We start from the raw sequence: 20,178 nt of genomic DNA on the forward strand, positions 1-20,178 counted from the left end.
CCCAATAACGTGTCTTAAATGTGCTAAAAACGTTTAGCTTGACAAGTTAAATGGCGTCAGTTCCACACATTTCAAGAGGGCCGCATCACAAGCATAAAGGAATAGCGCTACTTAGTTGATCCAGATCACACTGGCCATGCGCCCGGTGTTGCCATTGTCACGGCGGTGGGAGTAAAAGCGCGACTCGCAGGCGGTACAGAAATGCCCGCCGCTGATGTGGTGAATCCCCAGCGCCTCTAAACGAAAGCGCGCGAGCCGATATAGGTCTGCCATGTAGTGGCCCAGGCGATAGGGGCTGTGATCAAACGCGTCCGCCGTTTCAGGGTGTACCGCGACAAACGCGCCGTATACCTCAGGGCCTACCTCAAACTGGGCGTTAGAAATAGCAGGGCCTAGCCACACTAAAATATCGTCAGGGTCACAGTTCATCGCAGCGACAGTGGCTTCCAGCACACCGCCTGCTAACCCTCGCCAGCCCGCGTGGGCCACCCCCACTTGCGTGCCTTGGCGGTTACAAAACAGTACCGGTAAGCAATCGGCCGTCAGTACCACGCAGGCATAGTCGTTGCTGCTGGCAACCGCCGCATCGGCTTCCGGCGTATCGCTTTGGTAGCTCTGCTGCACGCGCGCACCATGGGTTTGGTTGAGCCATAACAGCGGGCGCTCATCACCGATCTCTTTATGCATCAACCGACGGCACAGCGCGACGTGATCAGTGTTGTCGCCTACGTGGGTCGCTGGGTTGAACGCTGCAAAATCATCTTGGCTTGGCCCTGTTTCCCGAGTGGTGACGAACGCCCGTACATTTGCAGGCGCGGGCCAGTCGGGTAACAGCAGCGTGGGCTTTAAATCAAACGCATCGCTCATCGCATAGTCTCGTTGTCTTCGCGCAGGTAGTCCAACAACATTAGCAGATCATCGGGTAGATCGATCTGAAAAGTAAGTGTTTCACCACTCACCGGATGCACAAAACTCAGTTTGCGGGCATGCAGCGCCTGGCGCGGAAACTCACGCAAAATCTCTTTTAACGGCTCAGCGGCACCCGGAGGCAGTTTGGCACGGCCGCTGTAAAGCGGATCACCAATCAGCGGGTAGCGGGCATGGGCCATGTGGACGCGAATTTGGTGAGTACGCCCGGTTTCAAGCGTGCAGCGCACGTGCGTATGGGCGCGAAAACGCTCCACTACGCGGTAATGAGTCACCGCTGGCTTGCCCGCCGTGGTTACCGCTTGACGCTTACGGTCTTTCGGATGACGGCCAATGGGCGCATCAATCGTACTACCTGCTACCGGCTTGCCAATCACCACTGCATCATACTGACGCGATACGCTGCGCGCCTGGAGCTGTTCGACCAGCGCCGTTTGGGCAGGCAGGGTTTTGGCGACCATCATCAACCCAGTGGTGTCTTTATCCAGGCGATGGACGATCCCCGCCCGCGGCACCTCCGCTAACGCCGGATGATGATGCAGTAGCGCATTCAACAAGGTGCCATCGGGATTTCCCGCTGCAGGATGCACCACCATGCCAGCAGCTTTATTAATTACCATCACCGCATCGTCTTCGTAGACAATATCTAGCGGGATATCCTGGGGCTCAAAGCGCGTATCTTCTTCAATGGTCGCTTTAAGCACCAGCATTTCGTGACCGTGCAGCTTCGCTTTGGGTTTTAGTTTTGCGCCATCGACCGTTAATTCACCGGCGTTAATCCACGCTTTCAGGCGTTCGCGGGAGTAGTCACTGAACAACTCCGCCGCGACTTGGTCAAAGCGTGCGCCTGCTAGCGTGGCCGGTACCCGCTGCGTCGCTTCAACGATACGAGACATGCAGCACCTCTTCGATACACGAAAAACCTAGCCATGGCATGAAAACTTTTCCTTTAACGGCACCCGACGAAACGTTACTCAGAACATCGCTAAGCCTGCGTTTTGCGTCGAGGTGATTTATAGTGGGCTAACTGCGACCTATTCTACCATTTCTACTTATGGCCATCGTCGCTTTTCGGTGATTGAGGCTTGTTTGCAACGAGGATGATGATGCGCGTTTTTTCCGCTGCCAACCGCTTTGGCGCCCTAGCCTTGAGCCTTGCCCTTTTAGCAGGCTGTGCCAGTAATGGCTCAACCTCTGATGAGGATGATGAATTTGCGGGCGTACAAGAGCGCGAACTTTATGAGTTAGCGCGCACGGCGCTAGATAGCAATCGTTTCCCTATCGCCATTGAGCGCTTGGAAGCACTCGACACCCGCTACCCCTTCGGGCCACATGCCGAGCAGGCGCAACTTGAACTCATTTACGCCTACTACGAAAACAAGAACTGGGAAGAAGCCCGGGCTGCAGCTAGCCGCTTTATCCGCTTGCATCCTGACCATCCCCAGGTTGATTACGCCTACTATTTGCGCGGCCTTTCCGCTTGGCAAGCCGGGCGCTTTAGCCTGGAGCGGCTGCGCTTAATCGATATTTCAAAGCGCGATTTGGGCGCCTCCCGGGATGCGTATAACGATTTCCGTGAGCTGATTCAGCGTTTCCCGCAAAGCCAATACGCCCCCGATGCTCAGCAGCGTATCGTTTACCTGCGTGAACTGCTGGCTCAGCACGAGCTACACGTTGCTGACTACTATTTACGCCGCGGCGCTTACTTAGCCGCCGTTGAGCGGGGCCGCTGGGTTATAGAGAGCTACCCCGAAGCGACCGCCACCCGCGACGCCCTCGCCACGATGGTAGAGGGTTATAAAGGGCTGGGGATGGATGACCGCGCCAGCGAAGTGCTCGCCGTATTGCGGGAGAATGCCCCCGACCATGCGCAACTACGTGGCAGTCGCTTCGTACCCAAACACGGCAGAAGCAATTGAGAGGCTGTCTGCACCTGCTATTAGCTTAGTCCTTGTACAACTTTAAAAACCACGCCTCGGCGTGGTTTTTTGCTTTATCGCACAAAAGCTTAATCAATAAAAACTTAATTAACAAAAACTTATCTATACGAGAATAAAATGCTCCTATGGATTATTTACACAAAACATATACAAAGAGTTGTACAAAAACCTATAATAATTCCAACTACATGATAAAGTGCCTCAACGGCGCCTAGGGAGCAGGCTCAATGTTGTCCTCAGCATCTCGTTTCAACGCCATGAAAATCAGCACCCGGCTAACTATCGCCTTTTCGGCACTGCTGGCACTGCTGGTTATTCTCACAAGCGCAGGCATTTACCAAGTTAATCAAATCGACCGTGGCCTCACGTCGATTAACGATGTGAACGGCGCTAAACAACGCTTGGCGGTGGACTGGCGTGGCAGCGTGCATGACCGTGCCATTGTGCTGCGAGATATCGTGATAACTGCCGGTGATGGCAATCTTAATGCGCTGGGAAGTGAAATCGAGCGCTTGCGCGATGCCTACGACACGGCGTCAGCCGGCATGTCACAGGTGACCAGTGAATACACGGGAAGTGCACAAGAACAGAGCCTACTCAGCAGTATTAACGAGCAGAAAACAGCTACTCACGAGCTTGCCGACCAGGTCATCAGCGCCCGTCAAGCGGGCGAATATGACAACGCCCAACGGCTGATGCTTGAACAGGCCGGGCCCGCTTACACAGAGTGGTTAAACCGCATTAATCAGTTTATTGATTTACAAGAGCAGATTAACAACGCCACCACAGCGGAGGCGCGCGATACGGCGTCAGGCTTTCAGCTGCAGATGCTAGGGTTGACGCTATTTGCACTATTAGTGGGTGGCTTAATTGCCGTGTTTTTATCTCGTCAACTGTTACGTGAGCTGGGCGCAGAGCCTCATGAGGTAAAAGCTTTTGCTGAAGCCATTGGCCGCGGCGAGCTGGCGACTAAAGGCCGTTTAAAGAAAGGCGACAACCACAGCATCATGGCGTCCCAGGTGGTGATGGCAAAGCAATTGCAAGATATTGTGACCCAGGTACGCGCCTCTGCCGAAGCGGTTGCCTCCAATAGCGAGCAAATCGCTGAAGGCAACAATGATCTTGCATCACGTACCGAACAGCAGGCGAGCGCCCTAGCGGAAACGGCCTCAGCGATGGAAGAACTCAACAGCACGGTGAAGCAAAACGCCGATAACTCTGCCCAAGCCAGCCAAGAAGCGACCAGTGCTTCTAAAACCGCCACCCAGGGTGGCGAAGCCGTCCATCAAGTCGTCGCCACGATGAATGACCTGAACAAGAGCTCGCAGGAGATCGCTGGCATTATTTCCACCATTGACTCGATTGCTTTTCAAACCAACATATTGGCGCTAAACGCCTCAGTAGAAGCAGCACGTGCCGGAGAACATGGCCGCGGCTTTGCAGTGGTGGCAGAAGAGGTGCGCAAGTTAGCTCAGCGTAGCGCCGACGCCGCTCGCGAAATTAATAAGCTTATTTCCAGCAACCTGGAGCGCGTTAATCACGGTAATGAACGCGCCGAAGAAGCCAGTAAATCCACCGAAGAGATTGTCGCTGCCATCGCCCGCGTGACCAGCATTATGCAAGAGATCAGCCACGCCAGCGCTGAACAGAGTGCAGGTGTACAAGAAGTAGGGCAAGCCGTCACAGAGATGGACCAGGTTACCCAGCAAAACGCCGCCCTGGTAGAAGAGAGCGCAACGGCTGCCAACAACCTGCGTCAAAATGCCCACCAACTACTCCATGCGATGGGGGTTTTCAAACTACCTGCGAGCGCGGCCCAGCCAGCCGCACCTCTTCGCCCTAATCATGCCCTTCAGAATAAGGCTGCCCACGTACTCCCCTCAAACAAACAGGCGGCTGAGCCTGAATGGGAAAGTTTCTAATAATAATTAACCAATATAACACTAACCCAGCCGCTAGCTATTGAGTGCAAGCGTGGCATCCTTATGCAAGATGCCACGCTTAAGCCTGATTCACGAGGTTATGATGAAGCCCTCTAAAAGCCTTCTGATGGTATTTTTACTGCCTATTTTAATGATTGTATTGCCTGCCGTTTTGCTACTAATCATTGCACTACAAGTATCTCAAGAAGAGTCGCTGCAAAATCACCAGCTACAAGCTAACGATTTAGATACGTTGGTACAGATGGCTACCTTTGATCGTCAACTGGGCGATCTTCACCAGCGGATGACGGACGTACTCAGCCGCGTTGAGGATGTCAATTTAAGTGCCATGCAGCGTTACGCCGAATATGGCGTTATTAACCAAGAACTTACTCAAATAAGGAACAACATTGACCGGCTGGCGACATCCCCCCTTATTTTCGACCTCAGTCAAGAAAGCGCTGATGCTCTGCAACGCGTGTTTCATCAATACCGAAGTTTTATCAGTATGGCCAACGAAGCAGCGACCCTTAATCAGGGTGAGCCTAGCTTTTACCTCCAAGAGGCACAGCGCCACTTCACTACGTTTAATCTATTTTCACAGCAGATATTTGAGGAACTCACGTTACGCGCCAGTGCTCGGCATCGTGAGTCTTACAGTGCGCTGACTAACACGCGTGCCTCCATTCTCTGGATTGGTCTGGGCCTTTTTGCACTGCTGATTAGCGCAGCCTTATTCGCAGCATGGCGGATTAACCGACGCTTAATAACCGTCGGCGATGCCATCTTAGCGCTTTCTGATAACCACCAACCGCTGCCCGATTTGCAGCGCGTAGAACGATTAAGCCGGAAGCATATTGGGCCACTTCAGCGTATCGCGGTGGCGCTCCTCTCATTACGCGATACAGAGCAGAAGCGTCGTCACGCTGAGCGCCAGGTGCATCAGTTGGCCTATTACGACTCGCTCACCGGCCTGCCCAACTGGCGTTTAATGAAAGAGCACCTTCAACACTCACTGGAAACCAACAGCCAAACCAACACCTATGGTGCGCTCGCATACGTGGATGTAGATGAATTCAAGCGCATAAACGATAGCACTGGTCACCAAGCAGGCGATGAGCTTCTCAATCAAATGGCTGAACGGCTCCAAAACCTTGGGCAACAGTCTGCCACCATTGGGCGCTTAAATGGGGATGAATTTGCCATCATCATCGACGGATTAGATAGCGACAAGTTGAAAGCCGCCGAAAAAGCAGAGCTGTTCGCTAGCCAGGTAGCGCACACACTTACCCAGCCTTACTGCCTAGATGGTCATTACCAGTTCTTAAACGTTAGCCAAGGGCTTGTACTGTTTAAGGGTATTGACGATAGCGTAGATAGCCTATTTCAGTATGCGAATTCAGCGGTTCATTTTGCTAAGCGCGCGGGTCAGAACAGTATCCGGTTTTATGACCCTGCGGTTCAGGCTCAGCTTGAAAGTCGCACTGAGCTTGAGCGAGACCTGCGCTTGGCTATCGAGAACAAAGAGTTTGTGCTGGTTTATCAGATTCAGGTGGATAGCCAGGGTAGCGCCATTGGTGCTGAAGCCTTGATTCGCTGGCAGCACGCCACCCGCGGCTTTGTTTCTCCGGGCGCGTTTATTCCCCTGGCGGAAGAGACAGGACTCATTGTACCCATTGGCAATTGGGTACTTCACGCTGCCTGCGAGCAGTTGGTCGCCTGGCAAGCCGATGAGCACACCAAAGATTTAGTGTTAGCAGTTAATGTGAGCGCCAAGCAGTTCCAGCAGCCTACCTTTGTAGACGATGTAGCTCACGCCCTTGAGGTAAGCGGCGCGTCACCGCACAAGCTTAAACTGGAACTCACTGAAAGCACGGTGATCGGCAAAATCGACGATATCATTGCCCGCATGTACCAGCTGAAAGCGCTTGGCATCAGTTTCGCGATGGACGACTTTGGCACTGGTTACTCGTCGCTTCAGTATTTAAAACGGCTACCCTTGGACCAGATCAAAATTGACCAATCGTTTGTCCGCGACCTACATCATGACGCAGACGATATGGCGATTGTAGAAACCATTATCGCCATGGGCCGCTCGCTGGGGCTTAATGTGATTGCTGAAGGGGTAGAAACCATGGAGCACTGGAAGTGCTTAAACGACCACCAGTGCCACGCCTACCAAGGCTATTACTTTTGTAAGCCGGTGGCGGCAGCGGAGATGGCTAACTACTGCCTAGCACCTCCGCCCACGCTCACTTAACCCGTCAATGTCGATACAGACATCTACTCGCCCGGCTGCCAGCCGTTAACAATGGGGTAGCGCCGGTCACGCCCAAAGCCCCTTGGTGTCACCCGCACCCCTACTGGCGCTTGCCGGCGCTTGTACTCACAGCGGTCGACAAGTTTGACCACTTTATACACATCTTCATGGTCAAAACCTGCCGCAATAATCGCCTCAGCGCTCATATCGCCTTCGATGTAGCGTACTAAAATGGCGTCCAGCACATCGTAATCAGGCAGCGAATCACTATCTTGCTGATCCGGCGCTAGCTCGGCACTGGGTGGGCGTTCAATCACCCGCTCAGGGATGGCCGGCGACTGCGTATTACGCCAGCGCGACAAGCGATACACCCAGGTTTTATACACATCTTTAATGGCGTTATAGCCGCCGACCATGTCGCCGTAAAGCGTCGCATAGCCCACCGCCATTTCACTTTTATTGCCCGTCGTTAATACCATCAGGCCTTTCTTGTTGGAGATGGCCATCAACAGCACACCACGGCAGCGAGACTGCAGGTTCTCTTCGGTGGTATCCCGTTCGGTGCCCGCAAAGCTTTCCGCCAGCGTCCCCATAAACGCCTCAACCATGGGTTCAATGGGCATGACATCGTAATGCACGCCGAGCATCTGGGCTTGCTCTGCGGCATCTTGCTTAGAGATATCCGCCGTGTAATGGTAGGGCATCATGACCGCCTGCACCCGCTGCGGGCCTAGCGCATCGACAGCAATCGCCAGGGAAAGCGCCGAATCAATGCCACCGGAAAGCCCGAGCACCACGCCTTCAAAGCCGCTTTTATTAACGTAGTCTCGCAGGCCAGTGACAAGCGCGCAGTAGAGGCTCTCTTCCGGCGCCACATCGGGCTCAATCTCTCCCGCCTGGGGCTCCCAGGTCGTGGCGCTGGTTTGCAACAGCTGAACCGGCATCAACCCCACCTGCCAATAAGGGGCAAGTACCTTCAGCTGGCCTTGGGCATCCACACAGCTAGAGCCGCCGTCGAATACCAGCTCATCCTGACCACCGATGGTATTCACATAAATAATCGGCAGCTGTACATCTTGGGCGTGCTCGGCTAACAGGCGCAGCCGTTCGGCGGGCTTGTCTTGGTGGTAAGGCGAGGCGTTTAAGCTGATGAGCACCTCAGCGCCTGCGTCTCGGGCGGCTTGGACTGGCGTGCCTTTCCATAGGTCTTCACAAATCAACAACCCAAGCTTAGCGCCTTTATGCTCGTATACCAGGGGCTGGGTGCCCGATGTGAAGTAGCGCTGCTCGTCAAATACTTGATAGTTGGGCAGTGCCTGCTTGGCGTACTCGGCTTCCCACTGGCCGTTATACAGCACGCCTGCCAAGTTGTAGCATTTGCCTTCCCGCACGCCTGGGTAGCCGATAATCACTAGCACATCCCGAGCGATTTTTTCCGCCATTTTGGCCCGCGCTTCACGCAGGCGAGCTTCCATGGAGGGTCGCAGTAACAGATCTTCCGGTGGGTAGCCGGATAAAAACAGCTCTGGAAAAACGACTATATCCGCCCCATGCTCGATCCTCGCTTCACGCACGGCTTCAATTGCGCGGGCAGCATTGCCGGGAATATCTCCCACTAAAGGGTCGAGTTGGGCCATAACCAGCGTTAAGTCTTGCATGGGCGTTAAAATCTCTTGAGAATCTTTAGGACTGAGTGGCACCTTACTAGGTGCATTGTCCCGCAAGGCTCGCCAACTGGCAAAGGCCATGCGGTGCGCATATGTCGCTTGCCCTTGTCACATCCCACCATGGGAGCAGAAAAAGGATGAACCTTTTGATTATTCGGCTGATTATTTTTGCCGTTATTTTTTATGCCGGTTTGAAGCTGTATGGCCTCTACCGCGAACGTCGGCTCTCTCACGAACAAAGCACCCTAAAACGCCACGAAGGCGGCCAAATGGTGCGCTGCCGCTGGTGCGAGGTGCACGTACCCGAAGATGAAGCGCTACGCGACAACGAACAGTGGTTTTGCTCCAGCGCCCATCGCGACCGTTTCCTGCAAGAGCAGCAGGACAAAGAGAACCGCGACTAGCACGGCCAAAAAGTAGCGTTGACGGTTTATGCCGTTAACCGCTTAGCGGTCGGCTGAAAGGGCGTCGGGTCGATCAATGCTTCACGCCCCAGCAACTGGTCGACCAGCACATGGGTAGACGCTGGAGCAAGCACCAAACCATTACGGTAGTGCCCCGCATTCACGTAAACATTGGGCCAACCGGGCAGCGCGCCAATAAAGGGCAACCCCTCAGGCGAGCCTGGCCGCAGGCCTGCCCAGTGGTGGGCAACAGGCAGCTTGGCAAGCGCAGGCACAATGCCTTCGGCACTTTTCTTGAGCGAGGCCAGCGCTTCAGCGTCGGTGGTTTTATCAAACCCTGCCTCTTCCAGGGTCGACCCTACCAAGATCAAGCCATCGCTGCGCGGAATGACATACCGGCCATCCTTTAAAATAACCCGCTGCACTAACCCCGGCGGCGCCTGATACGCAATCATTTGTCCCTTCACCGGGCGCACCGGTAGCTGAACACCTAGCTCAGCTAATAATTGGGCCGTCCAAGCACCGCCGCACACCACCAACCGCTCGGCTCGCCTATCGCCCTGGCTAGTAGCCACGCCGGCGACCCTGCCTTCGTGCTTAATGAACCCGCTTACCGCACACTGCTCAACGAGCGTTACGCCGGGCATTGCGGCTAAACGCGCCCGCAGCGCCTGCCCCAAGCGCGGGTTACGCACGCTACCCAGGGTTGGCATCCAAAGTGCGTTACCCTCAGGTGCAGCTGCCTGGGGCTCTTTTTGGTGGACAAAAGCAGCGTCGACACGCTCAAGGGGCTTACCCAGCTGGCGCGCCCAGCCCAAAGCAGCGTCATCGTCGTCGACGTTCAGGTACAGCAGCCCTTTTTGGCGATACTCGGGGTCAATGCCCGTCTCTTCTAGTAAACGCAGCGCTAGTGTTGGATAGACCCCTTCCGACCACCGCGACAGCTGGGAAACCGGCGGCGCATAACGCCACGGGTACAGCGGTGAGACGATGCCCCCTCCTGCCCAAGACGCCTCTTTTCCACACGTGCCACGCTCTACCAGCGTGACGCTCTGACCCGCATCCGCTAGCTGCAGCGATGTCATCATACCGATGACCCCACCGCCGATAATTAAGAAATCGCTCACAAATCTTGTCCGTTTTGGCTTACATAAAAAACCATTAACGCCCTCTAGGATGAAAAGCAAAAGCCACTTGCGCTCCCCCACGCCACTACATCGACAGCCCACTAAAAGCCAATGGCCAGGAGGTAATATGCTTTTCCAACATGGCTTTGCTAATAACAGCAACAAGGGATTCACGTTGATCGAACTCACCATTGCGCTGCTGCTAATAGCGGCGTTAGCAGCGTGGGGAATACCTAACTTTCAAGCGTTTGGCCGCAACACGGCCCTCATCAGCGATATTAACAGAATGCAAACCGCTTTTTCGCTAGCACGAAACACAGCAATTACCCACCGCACCAGCGTCACGGTTTGCCCTGCCGACCCCAGCAGAAGTGCTTGTACCCACAATTGGAGTGAGGCCATTATGGTGCTGACAAACGATCTCTCTCGCCCTATCCGGCATGACGATATCGTACGGATTTTTCCTGCACAGGACAGCACAACGATTAAATACAGCCGAGGCTGGCGGCGCGTTAGCTATAATTCACTGGGGCAAACAAGCGGGTATAACGGGAGTTTTACGCTATGCACGCAGAGCAATGCAGGCCGAAAACTTGTGCTTAGCCAGTTTGGTCGGTTACGGGTAGATGATACGCCCATCCACTGCTAACTTTTTTCTGCCAACATGGATGAGCATTTCATAACTAAATACGGTGACTAAACTAACACTGCTAAATTACGCGATACCGTCTAAATAGCGTTCAGCATCCAGTGCTGCCATACAGCCGCTGCCTGCCGAGGTAATGGCTTGGCGATAGATATGATCCATCACATCACCACAGGCAAACACGCCCGGCACGCTGGTGGCAGTTGCGTTGCCTTCCAGGCCAGAGTTCACCTTGATATAGCCGCCGTTCATTTCAAGCTGGCCTTCAAAAATGCCTGTGTTAGGGCTATGGCCAATGGCGATAAACAGCCCAGGCGCGTGAATCTCTTTGGTAGCGCCATCTTTGGTCGATTTTACCCGCACACCGGTAACACCGCTGTTATCGCCCAGCACCTCTTCCACTTCATAGAACCATTCGAGGGCAATTTTGCCCGCCTCCGCTTTCTCGAACAGCTTGTCCTGAAGGATTTTTTCTGCCCGCAGCGTGTCGCGGCGGTGTACCAAGGTGACCTTTGAAGCGATGTTGGAAAGGTACAGCGCTTCCTCAACGGCGGTATTGCCCCCACCCACCACAATCACTTCCTGGTTACGGTAGAAGAAACCATCGCAGGTGGCGCAAGCCGACACTCCTTGGCCCATAAACTGCTGCTCAGTGGGCAAGCCGAGGTAACGCGCGCTGGCACCGGTGGCAATAATCAGCGCATCGCAGGTGTAAATACCGCTATCCCCTTTCAAGGTGTACGGTTTTTCACCTAAGCTGACCTCGTTGATGTGATCAAACAGCACTTCGGTGTTAAAGCGCTCGGCGTGCTGCTTCATACGCTCCATCAACTCTGGCCCTTGCACCCCCTGGGCATCGCCAGGCCAGTTATCCACATCGGTTGTGGTGGTCAATTGGCCACCCGCCTGCAAACCGGTAATCAGCAGCGGCTTTAAATTAGCGCGTGCGGCATACACCGCCGCGGTATAACCGGCAGGGCCGGAACCCAAAATAATCAAACGTTCATGACGCGTTTCCATGACACCACCTTTGGTCACAATTGGGCAGAGTTCGTTGCCAGAATTTGTTGAAAGAGAGTCTGCCTGAAATGGCGTCAAGTACAAGCAATTACAAGGGTTAACCTAGGCCATTAGGCAAAGATGGCTTGAAAGGCATGGATGAAACACCATGTACTGAGGGTAGAAGACGACACTAATGACAACACTATTATTAGGGTGGGCCATACTGGAGACAGCAGTGACCATCGCGCGTAGCGTGTTACGTCGCTAACGCCAAGCAATCAGAGGAGAAGGCCATGAGCAAGATACCCGATACGCAGCATACGTTAGAAGTGGGCAGCCAGACGTACCACTATTACAGCCTGCCCAAAGCCGCTGAAGCCCTCGGCAATATCGACCGGCTTCCCAAAACGCTCAAAATTCTACTCGAAAACCAACTGCGCTTTGCCGATGATGAAAGTGTCGACGTCGACGACATGCAGGCGCTGGTAGATTGGCAAAAAGAGGCGAAATCCAGCCGCGAAATCGGCTACCGCCCTGCGCGGGTGTTGATGCAGGATTTCACTGGCGTACCCGGCGTTGTAGATTTAGCATCGATGCGCGCCGCCGTTGAAAAGCTTGGCGAAGATCCCGCACGTATCAACCCCCTTTCCCCCGTTGACTTGGTCATCGACCACTCGGTCATGGTCGACAAGTTTGGCAACGCAGCAGCGTTCCAAGAGAACGTCGACATCGAAATGCAGCGCAATGGCGAGCGCTACGAGTTTCTGCGCTGGGGCCAGCAGGCGTTTGATAACTTCAGCGTTGTGCCCCCTGGCACCGGCATTTGTCACCAGGTTAACCTGGAGTACCTAGGCCGCACCGTATGGACGAAAGAGGAGGACGGCAAAACCCTTGCCTACCCAGACACCCTCGTTGGCACCGATTCTCACACCACCATGATTAACGGCCTAGGCGTACTGGGTTGGGGTGTGGGCGGCATCGAAGCCGAAGCCGCCATGCTGGGCCAGCCAGTCTCCATGCTGATACCCGAGGTCATTGGCTTCAAGCTGACCGGCAAGCTGCGCGAAGGCATTACCGCCACCGACCTAGTGCTTACTGTTACCGAAATGCTGCGCAAAAAAGGCGTGGTAGGTAAATTTGTTGAGTTCTACGGCGATGGCCTAAAAGACCTGCCATTAGCTGACCGAGCGACGATTGCCAACATGGCTCCTGAATATGGCGCCACCTGCGGCTTCTTCCCCGTGGATGACGAAACACTCAACTATCTGCGCTTAACCGGCCGTGAAGACCAGCAGGTTGCTTTGGTAGAGGCGTACAGCAAAGCCCAGGGCCTGTGGCGCGAGCCAGATGATGAGCCGATCTTCACCGACTCTCTCAGCCTGGACATGACCGAAGTAGAAGCAAGCCTCGCAGGCCCTAAACGCCCCCAAGACCGGGTGGCACTAAAGGATATGGCGGGAGCCTTCGACAAGTTCATGCAAGAGGACACCAACGCCGATTCAACCGCAAAAGGGAAGCTCTCCTCAGAAGGCGGGCAAACCGCGGTGGGCGCTGATCGTAGCTTTAAGCATGACACCAGCCAAGACGTAAAACTCAACGACCAAGATTTCAACCTTGACCCTGGGGCGGTGGTCATTGCCGCGATTACCTCCTGTACCAACACCTCCAACCCCAGCGTGATGATGGCGGCAGGGCTGCTGGCCCGCAACGCACGTAAAAAAGGCTTAACCACCAAACCCTGGGTGAAAACCTCGCTCGCGCCCGGCTCTAAAGTCGTCACCGACTATTTGGCCGCAGCCAATTTAAGCGACGACCTGAACGCCCTGGGCTTTAACCTCGTCGGCTATGGCTGCACTACCTGTATCGGTAACTCGGGGCCGCTGCCCGATGAGATTGAAACCGCGATTAACAACGGTGACTTAGCCGTTGCCTCGGTGCTCTCGGGTAACCGTAACTTTGAAGGTCGCGTTCACCCGCTAGTTAAAACCAACTGGCTGGCCTCACCGCCCCTAGTGGTTGCTTACGCGCTGGCAGGCAACGTGCAGTGCAACTTAACCACCGACCCACTGGGCCATGATGACGACGGCAGCCCGGTGTACCTGAAAGATATCTGGCCTTCTCAAGCGGATATCGCAGGCGCGGTTGAGAAAGTCAATACAGAGATGTTCCGTAAAGAGTACGGCGCGGTGTTTGAAGGCGACGATACTTGGAAAGCAATCAAGGTTCCCGAAAGTAAGGTTTACCAGTGGCCGGAGTCAACCTACATCCAGCACCCGCCTTTCTTTGAAGGCATGCAGCGCGAACCCGACGCTATTGAAGATGTGAAGGGCGCCCGAGTACTCGCCATGCTGGGCGACTCAGTGACCACCGACCACATCTCACCTGCTGGTTCTATTAAACCTGACAGCCCTGCTGGACGTTACTTGCAGGAGCACGGTGTAAAGCCCGTTGACTTTAACTCCTACGGCTCTCGTCGTGGCAACCATGAAGTGATGATGCGCGGCACCTTCGCCAACGTGCGCATTAAAAACGAGATGCTGGATGGCGTGGTGGGCGGCGAAACGCGCCACGTACCTAGCGGGGAACAGATGGCGATTTACGACGCCGCCATGAAGTACAAAGAGGAAGGCGTACCGCTGGTGGTTATTGCAGGTAAAGAGTACGGCACCGGCTCCTCGCGGGATTGGGCGGCCAAAGGCACGCGCTTATTAGGCGTGCGCGCGGTGATTGCCGAATCCTTCGAGCGCATTCACCGCTCTAACCTAATCGGCATGGGAGTAGTACCGCTGCAGTTCCCCGAAGGAGAAAGCCGCGAAACGCTAGGGCTGACCGGCGATGAGGAGGTTTCTATCGCTGGCTTAAGCGATTTAAGCCCCGGTGGCACAGTGCAAGTCGTGATCAAAAACGGTGACGGCGAACGTACCGTTGATGCCAAGTGCCGAATTGATACGGTCAACGAACTGGCTTACTACCGCCACGGTGGTATCCTTCACTACGTGCTGCGCAAAATGATCGGCGCAGCCTAAGGGTAAAACCTACCAATGCTTGCATGCCCCCACCTCGGTGGGGGCTTTTTTTTGCGTTCAGGCGTCGCTTCTACAATTAGAACGCGCGACGGCGGTAGGTACGGTACTCCGGCGACCAGCTCGCGCTTTCAATCCGCTCACGCAGCTCCGTACCGCTGGTTTTGAGCGCCACGCCGTTTTGCTGTGCTTGCGCCGCCACCTCAAAAGCAATCGATTTACTGATATCGCGGATACGCGACAGCGGCGGCAACAGCGCACCTTTACCCTCTTTAACAATCGGCGCCTCGCGTGCAAGCGCACGGGAAGCGCTCATTAACATCTCATCCGTAACACGGCTCGCGCGCGCTGCCACTACACCCAGGCCAATGCCGGGGAAAATATAGGCATTGTTGCACTGGGCGATGGGGTAAGTGCGCCCGTTATGCACCACCGGCGCAAAGGGGCTACCGGTGGCGACCAGTGCTTGGCCATCGGTCCAGCGAATAACGTCTTCGGGGACGGCCTCTGCCTGAGAGGTGGGGTTCGAAAGCGGCATAATGACCGGGTGCTCGCAGCCCGCATGCATGGTGCGCACCACCTGCTCGGTGAAGATGCCCCGCTGGCCACATACGCCAATCAACACCGTCGGTTTAATGTGAGCGATGGTCTCTTCCAAGCCTTGGCCGTTCCAGCCAGCCACTAACCCAGGGTCGTGGGCTAAGCGGCGTTGGAAATCCCGCTGCCAAGACTGATCCGATGTCATTAAGCCTTCACGATCAACGACAAAAATGCGTGCGCGCGCCTCGCTTTCCGTCAACCCCTCGGCTTGCATCGACACAATCACCTGCTCAGCAATGCCGCAGCCCGCTGAACCGCCGCCGACAAACACCACACGCTGCTGGGCGATCGTTTCTTCACGGGCCTGGCATGCCGCCATCAGGGTGCCCACCACCACAGAAGCGGTGCCCTGCACATCGTCGTTGAAGCAGCATAGCTCATCACGGTAGCGCTCCAGCAGTGGCACCGCGTTGGCCTGGGCGAAATCCTCAAACTGCAGTAGCACGTTAGGCCAACGACGTTTCACAGCGGTAATAAACTCCGCCATAAAGGCGTCGTACTCTTCTTGCCCTACCCGCTCATGGCGCCAGCCCATATACATCGGGTCATCCAGCAGTGCTTTATTATTGGTGCCCACATCAATCATGATCGGCAGTGTATACGCCGGGCTAATGCCGCCGCAGGCGGTATACAGCGCCAGCTTACCAATGGGGATTCCCATGCCGCCGATACCCTGGTCACCTAAGCCTAGAATCCGCTCGCCATCGGTCACCACGATCACTTTGACGTTATCTTTGGTGGCACTGCGCAGAATATCATCCAAATACTCGCGATCCGGATAGCTGATAAACAGCCCCCGGTGGTTGCGGTAAATGTTAGAGAACTCCTGGCACGCCTTCCCCACCGTAGGCGTATAGATAATCGGCAGCATCTCTTCTAAGTGCTGAGAAACCAAACGGAAGTAAAGCGTTTCGTTATCGTCTTGGATAGCGCGCAGATGAATATGCTTTTCAAGGTCGCTATTGCACTGCTGGTACTGGCGGTACGCCCGCTCTAGCTGGTCATCAATGGTTTCTACTTTTTGGGGCAGTAAACCCATCAAATTAAAGGCCAGCCGCTCTTCTTGAGTAAACGCGCTGCCTTTGTTCAATAGCGGCATTTCGAGTAAAGAAGGACCAGCGTAAGGAAGGTACAAGGGGCGTTTATTTGGGGTGGTCATGAGCGCTCTCTACTTTATATATCGATACACTGTGTTTCATGCTGGCACTGTCGGCGCTTTACTGCACAGCAACAAAGCGCCGACAGTGCCACCAAATGTAGTAATGTACCACGGAGAGGTGTTTAACGTAGCCAATGTTGTATTTTTACAACAGCATCTATGCCTGTGTGACTAGCAGTGCAAACGTCAAGCACCCACCACTGCTCCCGCTCTTTATTTTTTACTCACAAAACATACGATTAGCCTGCCCCGGCACACACTGCGCTGTACAGAATCACTCGGCTAAACTGGTCATCCCACTATGGCGCCCCCCGTTTAAACGAAAATGCCCCAGCGCTGTCGGTTAGGAACCGCGCCGGGGCATTAACATCGCCACGTTAATCAACAATCACGCGGTATTAGGCATTAACAGCTTTTGGCAACAGGCTTGCGCCCTTCCACGCCGTCAAAGAAAAACGGGCGCAGCTTAACCCCCACCATATTCCCGGCGAAAGCCGCAACCATCCATACCCAGCCATGCAAGCTGCCGGACGCAATACCACTGAAGTAAGCGCCAATGTTGCAGCCAAACGCTAAGCGTGCCCCGTAGCCCAGCAGAATGCCGCCAATCACGGCGGCCAGTACGGATTTAAACGGGATACGGAAGTTAGGTGCAAAACGGCCTGCCAAGCTTGCCGCCGCCAGCGCCCCCAGCATAATGCCTACGTTCATTACCGTGGTAATGTCGCTCCACACGCTGGCTTCTAACGCGGCGGCGTTGCCCGGCGCTTGCCAATAGCCCCACTGGCTAACATCGCCACCCACTAGCTCAAAGCCTTTAGCCCCCCACAGCGCAAAGGCTGCCGTAATGCCCCATGGGCGCCCCGCCAGTGCCAGCGTTGCGAAGTTCAGCAGTGCCAGTGCTACCGCACCGGCCACCAACGGCCACGGGCCGGTAAGCCACCGCTCTACGCCGGGCTTATCAATCATCGGCGCCTGCTCTAACTGCCCGTGGCGGCGTTTTTCCATAATCACCGTAAACACAGCAATGGCCGCAAACAGCACCAGGCTGATGCTGATTCCGCCGCCGACACCCGCCACATTCACCAGCGATACGGGTTGAAACGCAGGCAAGCTTTGCCACCATGCAAAATGCGCAGAACCAATCACCGAACCAACAATAAAGAACAGCAGCGTAATGAGCATGCGGGCATTACCGCCACCGGCGGTGAACAGCGTGCCCGACGCACAGCCGCCGCCTAACTGCATCCCCACCCCAAAGATAAACGCCCCAAACAGTACCGAAATACCAATAGGTGAGACAAAGCCGCGTACCTCGGTACCAAACAGCGTGCCCGCACCCAGCGCCGGGAAAAACAGCACCACCGCAATGGCCAGCATGATCATTTGGGCGCGAAGGCCACGCCCGCGGCGCTCAGTGATAAACACCCGCCATGCAGCGGTAAAGCCAAACGCCGCATGGTATAGCACCATGCCTAGTAGGCCACCCACAATCATAAGCAGGCCCGTATTGGCGCTAAACACCACGCCAATGACCAACGCTCCCAACACAATCGCCGCCGTGGCGAGTAGCGGCACACGATAGTTCGTGGAAACCGCTGCAGAGGTTATAGCCATAATTCACCTTCTCGAAACGCCAAAAGCGCCTGCTAGAAAAGCAGGCGCTTGGCTCAATGGTATAATCGTTAAAGCCTACCGCTGGCAGCAGACCGCTGGAAATTCTTTATCTAACAGTGCATATATCAAAAAAGAATATACTTCCCCCTCACACTACCGCTTCGACCACCTGGTTGCGCCCAGCACGCTTTGCTTGATATAAGGCGAGATCCAGCCGCTTAATGCACTGGGAAGGGGTATCGTCAGCATGTAACAGGGTAACGCCTAAACTAGCCGTAATCGCTCCTGCGCTAAAAGTGTGCTCAGCGATTAACTGCCGTAAGCGCTCTGCTAGCTGGAACCCATCAGCGAGGGTCGTATCAGACAACAGCATGACGAACTCCTCACCACCCCAGCGGGCAAGCAAGTCTTGCACCCGCAGGTGTTGCTGAAGTAGCCGAGTGATGTCAATCAGCACCTGGTCGCCCACATCGTGGCCGTAGGTATCGTTGACTAACTTAAAGTGGTCGATATCCAGCAAGATCAGCGCCGTGTTAACCCCACTACGCCGACGCCTAGCGAGGGCTTTATCGACTTCCTCATCGAAACGTTTACGGTTATAAATGCCCGTCAGGTGGTCGGTAACAGCACTGTGCGCAAGCTGCGCTTCTAGGCGTTTTTGCGCGGAAATATCGCGGATCATCGAGGATGTCTGCGCGACCCGGCCACTATCATCGTAATGAACAATAATGACCTGGGAAACAGGCACTTCCTCACCTGAAGAGGTTAACAGCGCCGTCTCGCCTTGCCAAAGGCCGTCGCGCAGAGCGGTTGGCAAGGCCTCCTGCTCAATGCGCTGCGCCGCCCACTCTGGATGAAAGCGGCGAATGGTCGCTGAAAGACTGCCTGTCTCTTCAGGCAAGCCATAACGCTGCCAACCGCACTGTAGGTCATCGTCTTTTTTCACACACGTGGTGGGCAGGCCATGAAAGCGCCGTCCGGCGTTGTTCATATACAGCATGGCGCCGTCCGGGCCATGCATCGTGATGAGGTCGGAGGTGCTGTCGAGAATCGCCACTAAACGGCGCAAGTTATTCTCAAGGTTGGTTTGTTCGGTTATATCCTGCACGGAGCCTAGCATCCTAAGTGCCCGACCGTGTGGGTCGAACTCTATCTGGCCCCGCTCATGAACCGTGCGCTCCTGCCCATCCGGGCGCACAATGCGGTGTATCACCTCATAAGGCGCCCCTCGCATGGCGCGATTAAACGCTGCCTGCACCCGCTCCCGGTCATCCGGGTGCACTGTTAGTAGAAATAGATCGTGGGTTATCGGCTCATCACGGGGGCGGCCAAAGATGTGATAGACCTGCTCGCACCAGCATATCTCGCCGCTCTCAAAATCAGACACCCAATTACCTATCTGGGCAATACGGTGCACATCAAGCAGGTCTTTCTCTCGCTGTAACAGCGCATTACGCTGGGCCTCACGCTCGCTGATGTCGCGAATCGTGGCCTGTAAGACAACGCCATCCGGCAGTTTCAGCCGGGAAAGCATAATCTCCGCCGGAAACTCCCTACCATTGAGGTCGCGAAGCCACCACTCCAGCGCCATTTCGCCTTTGCTAAACGCTTGCTGAATATAGGCATTGCCCAGCGCTTCACTGCACTGGCCACTGGGCTGTGTTGGCGGTGAGAAACAGAGGATATCCAACGCAAGCAACTGGGCACGATCTTCAATAGCCAATAGCGCCAACGCAGAGGGGTTAGCGTCAACAAGACGTCCGTGCTTAAAAAATAGAATTGCTTCGCGGGATTGCATAAACGCCGCCCAGTAACGTTTGAGCAGCGCTAATTCGGCGATGTTGCTGGAGCCGCCCTGAAGCATTGTGTCCATTCAGTCGTCCT

Annotated in this window: 14 protein-coding genes; 6 read left to right on the forward strand and 8 right to left on the reverse strand. The window is 55.0% G+C overall.

Annotation, left to right across the window (positions count from 1 at the left end):
* Positions 1 to 111 precede the first annotated feature (111 nt).
* A complete protein-coding gene (locus BB497_02075; protein ID AVI61578.1) occupies positions 112 to 867 on the reverse strand; it encodes a multi-copper polyphenol oxidoreductase in 756 nt (251 codons plus the stop codon).
* Positions 864 to 1,823, reverse strand: a complete 960-nt coding sequence (locus BB497_02080) for an RNA pseudouridine synthase (protein AVI61579.1) — start codon at positions 1,821 to 1,823, stop codon at positions 864 to 866. The genes BB497_02075 and BB497_02080 overlap by 4 nt, the downstream gene beginning before the upstream one ends.
* 210 nt (positions 1,824 to 2,033) lie before the next feature.
* Here BB497_02080 and BB497_02085 point away from each other — a divergent pair, with 210 nt between their 5' ends.
* From BB497_02085 to BB497_02095, 3 genes are all read left to right on the forward strand, one after another.
* Positions 2,034 to 2,846: a competence protein ComL gene (locus BB497_02085; protein ID AVI61580.1), complete on the forward strand. Its 813-nt coding sequence runs from the start codon at positions 2,034 to 2,036 to the stop codon at positions 2,844 to 2,846.
* A 248-nt stretch (positions 2,847 to 3,094) separates the two neighbouring features.
* Positions 3,095 to 4,789: a chemotaxis protein gene (locus BB497_02090; GenBank protein ID AVI61581.1), complete on the forward strand. Its 1,695-nt coding sequence runs from the start codon at positions 3,095 to 3,097 to the stop codon at positions 4,787 to 4,789.
* Between the two features lie 103 nt (positions 4,790 to 4,892).
* Complete coding sequence (locus BB497_02095; protein AVI64226.1) at positions 4,893 to 7,049, forward strand: diguanylate cyclase; 2,157 nt, start codon at positions 4,893 to 4,895, stop codon at positions 7,047 to 7,049.
* Positions 7,050 to 7,072: 23 nt separating this feature from the next.
* On the opposite strand, the gene BB497_02100 is transcribed toward BB497_02095, so the two are convergent.
* Positions 7,073 to 8,707, reverse strand: coding sequence for an NAD+ synthase (locus BB497_02100; GenBank protein AVI64227.1), 1,635 nt, complete (start codon positions 8,705 to 8,707; stop codon positions 7,073 to 7,075).
* Between the two features lie 146 nt (positions 8,708 to 8,853).
* Between BB497_02100 and BB497_02105 the strand changes: the two genes are divergently transcribed.
* Positions 8,854 to 9,120, forward strand: coding sequence for a hypothetical protein (locus BB497_02105; GenBank protein ID AVI61582.1), 267 nt, complete (start codon positions 8,854 to 8,856; stop codon positions 9,118 to 9,120).
* 26 nt (positions 9,121 to 9,146) lie between these two features.
* On the opposite strand, the gene BB497_02110 is transcribed toward BB497_02105, so the two are convergent.
* Positions 9,147 to 10,247 carry a glycine oxidase ThiO gene (locus tag BB497_02110; GenBank protein ID AVI61583.1) on the reverse strand — a complete coding sequence of 367 codons (1,101 nt, stop codon included), beginning with the start codon at positions 10,245 to 10,247 and terminating at the stop codon, positions 9,147 to 9,149.
* Positions 10,248 to 10,374: 127 nt separating this feature from the next.
* Between BB497_02110 and BB497_02115 the strand changes: the two genes are divergently transcribed.
* The gene (locus BB497_02115) at positions 10,375 to 10,896 is read left to right on the forward strand and encodes a pilus assembly protein (GenBank protein ID AVI61584.1); all 522 of its coding nucleotides are present in this window, start codon (positions 10,375 to 10,377) and stop codon (positions 10,894 to 10,896) included.
* 66 nt (positions 10,897 to 10,962) lie between these two features.
* Here the strand turns inward: BB497_02115 and BB497_02120 are convergent, their stop codons facing one another.
* Positions 10,963 to 11,913 carry a thioredoxin-disulfide reductase gene (locus BB497_02120; protein ID AVI61585.1) on the reverse strand — a complete coding sequence of 317 codons (951 nt, stop codon included), beginning with the start codon at positions 11,911 to 11,913 and terminating at the stop codon, positions 10,963 to 10,965.
* A 275-nt stretch (positions 11,914 to 12,188) separates the two neighbouring features.
* Here BB497_02120 and BB497_02125 point away from each other — a divergent pair, with 275 nt between their 5' ends.
* Positions 12,189 to 14,921, forward strand: coding sequence for an aconitate hydratase 1 (locus tag BB497_02125; GenBank protein AVI61586.1), 2,733 nt, complete (start codon positions 12,189 to 12,191; stop codon positions 14,919 to 14,921).
* A 76-nt stretch (positions 14,922 to 14,997) separates the two neighbouring features.
* Here BB497_02125 and BB497_02130 read toward each other — a convergent pair whose 3' ends face one another.
* The 3 genes from BB497_02130 to BB497_02140 all read right to left on the reverse strand — a co-directional run bounded on the left by BB497_02130 (position 14,998) and on the right by BB497_02140 (position 20,158).
* A complete protein-coding gene (locus tag BB497_02130) occupies positions 14,998 to 16,677 on the reverse strand; it encodes an NAD-dependent malic enzyme (GenBank protein ID AVI61587.1) in 1,680 nt (559 codons plus the stop codon).
* Between the two features lie 405 nt (positions 16,678 to 17,082).
* Complete coding sequence (locus tag BB497_02135) at positions 17,083 to 18,294, reverse strand: hypothetical protein (protein ID AVI61588.1); 1,212 nt, start codon at positions 18,292 to 18,294, stop codon at positions 17,083 to 17,085.
* Between the two features lie 148 nt (positions 18,295 to 18,442).
* Positions 18,443 to 20,158 carry a hypothetical protein gene (locus tag BB497_02140; protein ID AVI64228.1) on the reverse strand — a complete coding sequence of 572 codons (1,716 nt, stop codon included), beginning with the start codon at positions 20,156 to 20,158 and terminating at the stop codon, positions 18,443 to 18,445.
* Positions 20,159 to 20,178: the final 20 nt, after the last annotated feature.

Source organism: Halomonas sp. GFAJ-1 (genome assembly GCA_002966495.1).
GTDB lineage: Bacteria > Pseudomonadota > Gammaproteobacteria > Pseudomonadales > Halomonadaceae > Vreelandella.

Bases quoted from the DNA above. Each gene is read 5' to 3' on its own strand.
- BB497_02100 (AVI64227.1), bottom strand. From the start codon at position 8,707: ATGCAAGACTTAACGCTGGTTATGGCCCAACTCGACCCTTTAGTGGGA.
- BB497_02115 (AVI61584.1), top strand. From the start codon at position 10,375: ATGCTTTTCCAACATGGCTTTGCTAATAACAGCAACAAGGGATTCACG.
- BB497_02095 (AVI64226.1), top strand. From the start codon at position 4,893: ATGAAGCCCTCTAAAAGCCTTCTGATGGTATTTTTACTGCCTATTTTA.
- BB497_02090 (AVI61581.1), top strand. From the start codon at position 3,095: ATGTTGTCCTCAGCATCTCGTTTCAACGCCATGAAAATCAGCACCCGG.
- BB497_02105 (AVI61582.1), top strand. From the start codon at position 8,854: ATGAACCTTTTGATTATTCGGCTGATTATTTTTGCCGTTATTTTTTAT.
- BB497_02075 (AVI61578.1), bottom strand. From the start codon at position 867: ATGAGCGATGCGTTTGATTTAAAGCCCACGCTGCTGTTACCCGACTGG.
- BB497_02130 (AVI61587.1), bottom strand. From the start codon at position 16,677: ATGACCACCCCAAATAAACGCCCCTTGTACCTTCCTTACGCTGGTCCT.
- BB497_02125 (AVI61586.1), top strand. From the start codon at position 12,189: ATGAGCAAGATACCCGATACGCAGCATACGTTAGAAGTGGGCAGCCAG.
- BB497_02140 (AVI64228.1), bottom strand. From the start codon at position 20,158: ATGCTTCAGGGCGGCTCCAGCAACATCGCCGAATTAGCGCTGCTCAAA.
- BB497_02085 (AVI61580.1), top strand. From the start codon at position 2,034: ATGCGCGTTTTTTCCGCTGCCAACCGCTTTGGCGCCCTAGCCTTGAGC.
- BB497_02135 (AVI61588.1), bottom strand. From the start codon at position 18,294: ATGGCTATAACCTCTGCAGCGGTTTCCACGAACTATCGTGTGCCGCTA.
- BB497_02080 (AVI61579.1), bottom strand. From the start codon at position 1,823: ATGTCTCGTATCGTTGAAGCGACGCAGCGGGTACCGGCCACGCTAGCA.
- BB497_02120 (AVI61585.1), bottom strand. From the start codon at position 11,913: ATGGAAACGCGTCATGAACGTTTGATTATTTTGGGTTCCGGCCCTGCC.